This window comes from Brevundimonas sp., from assembly GCF_036405315.1.
In the GTDB taxonomy this organism is placed as follows: Bacteria; Pseudomonadota; Alphaproteobacteria; order Caulobacterales; family Caulobacteraceae; genus Brevundimonas.
This window is the reverse complement of the sequence record NZ_DASWXW010000045.1, coordinates 1-5922: the sequence shown is the minus strand read 5'-3', so window position 1 is coordinate 5922 and position 5922 is coordinate 1. Positions and strand designations below refer to the sequence as shown.

Here is a 5922-nt window from a genome sequence, read left to right as displayed (position 1 = left end):
GGCCCGAGGCGTCGAACATGCGCGCGCCCGACCGGGTCATGGCGACGTAGTCGCCTTCCTCAAGGTAGCTGATCTTCTGGGTGAAGGGACCGACGGCCAGGGCGTCCGAACCCAGATACATCTCGCCCTCGCCCCAGCCGACGACCAGGGGGCTGCCGCGGCGGGCGCCCAGGATCAGCTCGTCCTCGCCCTCGATCAGGACGGCCAGGGCATAGGCCCCGGTCAGACGGTCCAGGGTGGCCTTGAAGGCGTCCAGAGGGGCCAGGCCCGCCGTCAGCTTGTGATCCAGCAGGTGGGCGACGACCTCGGTGTCGGTCTGGCTCTCGAAGACGCGGCCCTCGGCCTCCAGCTCGGCCTTCAGCTCGGCGAAGTTCTCGATGATGCCGTTGTGGACCAGGCAGACGCGGCCGGCCTTGTGCGGGTGGGCGTTGGCGGTCGTGGGGGCGCCGTGGGTGGCCCAGCGGGTATGGCCGATGCCGATGGTTCCGGCCAGGGGATCGGCGGCCAGCACGGCCTCCAGCTCGCGGATCTTGCCCTTGGCGCGGCGGCGTTCGATGCGGCCGTCGACGACGGCGGCGATGCCGGCGGAATCATAGCCGCGATATTCCAGCCGCTTCAGGCTCTCGATCAGACGAGGAACGACGGCGCCCGCGCCCGTGATGCCGATGATGCCGCACATATGGTCTGCTCCGGTGAAGGGGCCGGGTGGTCGCGCTTTGCGCGAGGCCGCCGTAAGAGGTAAGCGAGAGGGTTCCGCCCGTCTCGCCCTTTGATTTTGATCTAGGGGAAGCCAAGGCCGGCGACATCAAAAAATGGGTTTCGGAAGGTTTCTTTGCAAACCCGCCGGGGCCGCCAGCGAAGGACGACGCCCTTGGGCGAGAGAAAATACTTCGGCACCGACGGCATTCGCGGTCGCGCCAATACCCATCCGATGACGGCCGAGGTCGCGCTGCGGGTCGGGTTGGCGGCGGGCAAGCTGTTCCGCACCGACGACGACCGTCGCCACCTGGTGGTGATCGGCAAGGACACGCGCCTGTCCGGCTACATGATCGAGCCGGCGCTGGTGGCGGGTCTGGCCAGCGTGGGCATGGACGTGCGCACCTTCGGCCCCCTGCCGACGCCGGGCGTGGCCATGATGACGCGCTCGATGCGCGCCGATCTGGGCATCATGATCTCGGCCTCGCACAACGACTATGCGGACAACGGCATCAAGCTGTTCGGGCCGGACGGCTACAAGCTGTCGGACGAGATCGAGCTGAAGATCGAGGCCATGATGGACGAGGGGCTGGATCAGGATCTGGCCCCCGCCAACAAGCTGGGTCGGGTCAAGCGCATCGACGACGCCCCGCCGCGCTATATCGAGATCGCCAAGTCGGCCTTCCCCAAGCGGCTCAGCCTCAAGGGCCTGCGCATCGCCATCGACTGCGCCAACGGCGCCGGCTACCGCGTGGCCCCGACCACCCTCTATGAGCTGGGGGCCGAGGTCTTCCCCGTCGGCGTCGAGCCGAACGGCCTGAACATCAACGCCGAGTGCGGCTCGACCCACCCCGAGGCGGTGTCCGAGGCGGTCAAACGCTATCGCTGCGACATCGGCATCGCCCTGGACGGCGACGCCGACCGGGTCATCATCTGCGACGAGAAGGGCCATGTGGTCGACGGCGACCAGATCATGGCCCTGATCGGCCTGGACTGGGCCAGGCGCGGTCGCCTGAACGGCAAGGGGGTGGTGGCCACCGTCATGTCCAACCTGGGTCTGGAGCGGAAGCTGCAATCCGAGGGCCTGACGCTGGAGCGGACCAGGGTGGGCGACCGCTACGTCATGGAGCGGATGCGCGCGGGTGGCTTCAACATCGGCGGCGAACAGTCGGGCCACATCATCCTGAAGGACCACGCCACGACCGGCGACGGCCTGATGGCGGCGCTGCAGGTGCTGGCGGTCCTGGTCGAAAAGGGCGTGCCGATGAGCGAGCTGGCGCGTCAGTTCGAGCCGGTGCCGCAACTGTTGCAGAACGTACGCTACACCGCCGGCAAGCCGCTGGAAGACGCCAAGGTCAAGGCCGCCATGGCCGAGGCCGAGGCCGCGCTGAACGGTTCGGGCCGCCTGCTGGTGCGTCCGTCCGGCACAGAAAAACTGATCCGCGTCATGGCCGAGGGCGACGACGAGGCCCTGGTCAAACGCGTCGTCGCCGACGTGGCGGCGGCGGTGAAGGCGGCGGGCTGACGGGATCGGCGGGCGCCATGAACGGCGCCCGCCTCTCGCCTCAGATCGAAGCCAGGGCCTGATCCAGATCAGCCCAGAGGTCCTCGACGTTCTCGATGCCGACCGACAAGCGCACCAGGTTGTCGCCGATGCCGCTGCGCGCCTTGGCCTCGGGCGTATAGTCCGAGTGGGTCATGCTGGAGGGGTGAGAGGCCAGGCTCTCGGCCCCGCCCAGGCTGACGGCCAGCTTGAACAGCCGCAGGGCGTTCAGCATGCGGAAGGCCTCGGCCTCTCCGCCGGGCAGCTCCAGCGAGAAGGTCGAACCCGAACCCTTGCACTGGGCCTCGAAGATGGCCTGCTGCTCCGACGAGGCGTCCGGTCCCCCGGCGGTCAGGACGGCGCTGACGCGCGGATCGGCGCGCAGGCGTTCGGCCAGGATCAGGGCGTTTTCCTGGGCCCGCTCCATGCGGATGTGCAGGGTCTCCAGGCTGCGCAGCAGCAGCCAGGCCGTGTGCGGATCGGTGTTGGTGCCGCAGATGGTGCGCATTTCGCCGACCCGCGCCATCAGCTCGGCCCCGCCCATGCAGCCGCCGGCGATCAGGTCGGAATGGCCGCCGACATACTTGGTCAGTGAGTAGAGGACGAGGTCCGCCCCCAGCTCCAGGGGGCTCTGCCACAGGGGGCCGAGGAAGGTGTTGTCCACCGCCACGACCGGCCGCTCGGCCTGATCGACGGCCCTGGCGCCGGCCACGGCGCGGGCGATGTCGACCAGCTGGTTGGTCGGGTTGGCCGGGGTCTCCAGATAGACGGCGGCGAGGCGCCCGCCGGTCGTCTTCGCCTCGGCGGCGGCGGCGATCATGGCGGCGTCCAGGGCGTCGGCACCCTCGGCGGCGGGCACGCTGATCGCCTTGACGCCGTAGCGAGGCAGGATGCGGTCGAACAGGTATTCGGTGCCGCCATAGGCCGGGGCCGTGTAGAGGATGACGTCGCCGGGCCGGACCAGGGCCAGCATGGCGGTCGAGATGGCGGCCATGCCGGTCGAGAAGACCAGGGCCTTGTCGGCCTTGTCCCAGACCGCGAGGCGGTCCTCGAGGATTTCCAGGTTGGGGTTGTTGATGCGCGAATAGATCAGGCCCAGGGCCTCGTCCGGGTCGCGCTGGCGCAGGCCGTAGGCGACCTCGAAGAAGCGTTTGCCGTCCTCGGCCGACTTGAAGACGAAGGTGGACGACTGGAACAGGGGCGCCTTGATCGCGCCCTCCGACAGGGTCGGGTCATAGCCGTAGCCCATCATCAGGGTTTCAGGTGCGAGGGTGCGAGCCCCAAGAACGCGGGTGCGGTGACGGTTCATTTTTATGTTTCCTCTCCTGTCCCGGTGATAGCCGACCCGGGAAAGGCCCGCCAGACGCCAAGGCGTTGAGGCAAAGGCGCGCAGCATTGAAAGTTTCGACCGCCGCCATTCGGCGGGGTCAGGCCGTCAGGGCGCGGGCGAGGGTCTCGATCCGCTGGCGGATATCGGGCACGGCGATGGTCTCCCACAGCGCCGCGCGGGCGGGCGGGCCGAGGAGGAAGAGGTCGGGGTCGGCGGCGCCGTCGGCGTGCAGGACGCGGCCCGCCTCATCGAGGTCGAGGCCCAGCTTGAGCGGATCGAGGCGGGCGCGGCCTGCGGCGATCAGGGCGGCGGTCAGGGGCGTCGCCGCCGCGTCATGGCCGGGGCCGGTGCAGTCGATCAGCCAGGCGGCCGTCAGCGTCTGCGCTGCGCCGCCCGGGGCGCTGACGGTCAGGGTCACGATGTCGGCGGAGACCTCGGTGGCGCTGACGCGGCCGGCGCGGACGCTCAACCGGCCCTCGGCGATCAGGGCGTCCAAGGCGGCGGCGATCTCGGGGGCGATGCGGTGGCGGTGGACGTCCCACCAAGGGCGCAGGTGGCGCAGGAAGCGGGCGCGCTCGGCCGTCGTCGCGGCGCGCCATAGCCCGGCGGTGATGGGACGATAGCCCTCCATGAGGCGGCGCCAGCCGTGCTCGCGCGCCAGCTTTCGGGCCGCGGCCAGGCGTTGCGACAGGGCGCCGCTCAGGGCTTCGGGCGGCAGGGCCGCGGGCGCGTCGTGATGGTCGCCGTGGGCGCGGGGCGTCAGGCCCCGTCGCGACACCGCCGTCGCTCGACCGCGCCAGCCCCGCGCCTGCAGCGCCAGAACCACGTCGACCATGGTCAGGCCGGAGCCGAGGATCAGCACCGCGTCGTTCGGTTGAATCCGGTCGAATGCGCCGGGCGCCCAGGGATCGGGCAGGATGCGCGGGCTCTGTCCCGCTGCGGCGGTGCGCGGGGCGGGGTTGCCGGTGGCCAGGACCACGGTGCAGCCCTCGATGCGGCGTCCGTCCGAGAGGACGACGGACCGCCCCTCGACGGCGAGGGCCTCGCCCTTCACCCGCTGGATCAGGCCCTGATGCGCCGCTTCGACCGCCGCGAGCCGCGCGGCGACATAGAGGCCGTAGAGGCGGCGCGGGGGAAAGCCGTCGGGGGCGGCGTGGTCGGGATGATGCGCCTTCAGCCAGTCGGCGAAGTCGCCGGGCCGGTCGGCCAGGGCGCTCATCCGCTCGGCGCGGACGTTCAGACGGTGGGCGTCCAGCGTCGCCGAATAGGCCACCCCCGGGCCGAAGGCGTCGCCGCGCTCGATCAGCGCCGACGCCTGTCCGCGCTCGGCCAGCCGGGCCGCCAGCATGGCCCCCGAAAAGCCGCCGCCGACAATGACCACGGTTAGGGAGGAGGCGGCGTCGTTCATCGGATCACCTCGCCAGAGGCGGGGGGAGAGGTCAATCATCTGATTTTCCTCCCCACGCGTGGGGAGGGGGGCCACGGAGTGATGGAGGGGGCAGCGTGAACCTCGGCCGTCGAGTCGCCCCCTCCGTCACGTCGGCTGCGCCGCCGCGCCACCTCCCCATGGAATGGGGAGGAAAGACGCATCAGATTTCCTGATTGAAGGCGCCGATTTCCGGGTGAGCGGCCAGGCGCGGCTTGACCTCTTTCCTGAACAGGTCGCGCATGTCGTCGGCCGACCTCATGCTCTCGACCACCACCACCAGTTCCGGCTTGTTGCTGGAGGCGCGGACCAGGACCCAGGAGCCGTCCTCCAGGTGGACGCGCACGCCGTTGACGGTGATGGCCTCGACGATCCTGCGGCCCAGGATCGAGCCGCCAGACGCCGCCAGATCCTCGTATTCCTTCACGATTTTCGCCAGCACGTCATACTTCAGTTCGTCGTCGCAGTGCGGCGACATGGTCAGCGAGGTCCAGGCGTCGGGCAGGGCCGACTTCAGCTTGCTGAGCGACTTGCCGGGATTGCGGTCCAGCATGGCCAGGACGGCGCCGGCGGCGACCAGACCGTCGTCATAGCCGTGGCCCAGATCGCCCGAGAGGAAGAAGTGGCCCGACTTCTCGAACCCGGCCAGGGCGCCCAGTTCGGCGGTCTTTCGCTTGATGTAGGAGTGGCCGGTCTTCCAGTAGACGGTGGTCGCGCCGTTGGCCTTCAGCACTTCGTCGGTCTTGTAGAGGCCGGTCGACTTCACATCGACGACGAAGGTGGCGTTCGGGTGCAGGGCCGACAGGTCGCGGGCCAGCATCAGGCCGATCTTGTCGGCGAAGATCTCCTCGCCGGTGTCGTCCACCACGCCGCAGCGGTCGCCGTCGCCGTCGAAGCCCAGGGCCAGGTCGGCGCCGGTTTCCTTCA

The 5922-nt window shown here is 69.8% G+C and carries 5 protein-coding genes; 1 reads left to right on the top strand and 4 read right to left on the bottom strand.

What is annotated here, in order from left to right; all coding sequences use genetic code 11:
• Positions 1-679 (bottom strand): glutamine--fructose-6-phosphate aminotransferase (locus tag VGE49_RS02980; protein WP_473964830.1); only part of this gene is annotated, 679 nt, incomplete at its 3' end.
• Between the two features lie 192 nt (positions 680-871).
• On the opposite strand from VGE49_RS02980, the gene glmM reads away from it, so the two are divergent.
• Positions 872-2221, top strand: coding sequence for a phosphoglucosamine mutase (glmM, locus tag VGE49_RS02975; protein ID WP_331033097.1), 1350 nt, complete (start codon positions 872-874; stop codon positions 2219-2221).
• 40 nt (positions 2222-2261) lie between these two features.
• On the opposite strand, the gene VGE49_RS02970 is transcribed toward glmM, so the two are convergent.
• The 3 genes from VGE49_RS02970 to VGE49_RS02960 form a co-directional block, all read right to left on the bottom strand.
• Positions 2262-3548, bottom strand: coding sequence for a cystathionine gamma-synthase family protein (locus VGE49_RS02970; RefSeq protein ID WP_331033096.1), 1287 nt, complete (start codon positions 3546-3548; stop codon positions 2262-2264).
• Positions 3549-3666: 118 nt separating this feature from the next.
• Complete coding sequence (locus VGE49_RS02965) at positions 3667-5016, bottom strand: FAD/NAD(P)-binding protein (RefSeq protein WP_331033095.1); 1350 nt, start codon at positions 5014-5016, stop codon at positions 3667-3669.
• 142 nt (positions 5017-5158) lie between these two features.
• Positions 5159-5922, bottom strand: a 764-nt coding sequence (locus VGE49_RS02960; protein ID WP_473964829.1) for a phosphohexomutase domain-containing protein, incomplete at its 5' end; no start/stop codon positions are given.

What these genes read in the sequence shown, in the direction of transcription:
- VGE49_RS02970 (WP_331033096.1), bottom strand. Translation starts at nt 3,548, where the DNA reads ATGAACCGTCACCGCACCCGCGTTCTTGGGGCTCGCACCCTCGCACCT.
- VGE49_RS02965 (WP_331033095.1), bottom strand. Translation starts at nt 5,016, where the DNA reads ATGATTGACCTCTCCCCCCGCCTCTGGCGAGGTGATCCGATGAACGAC.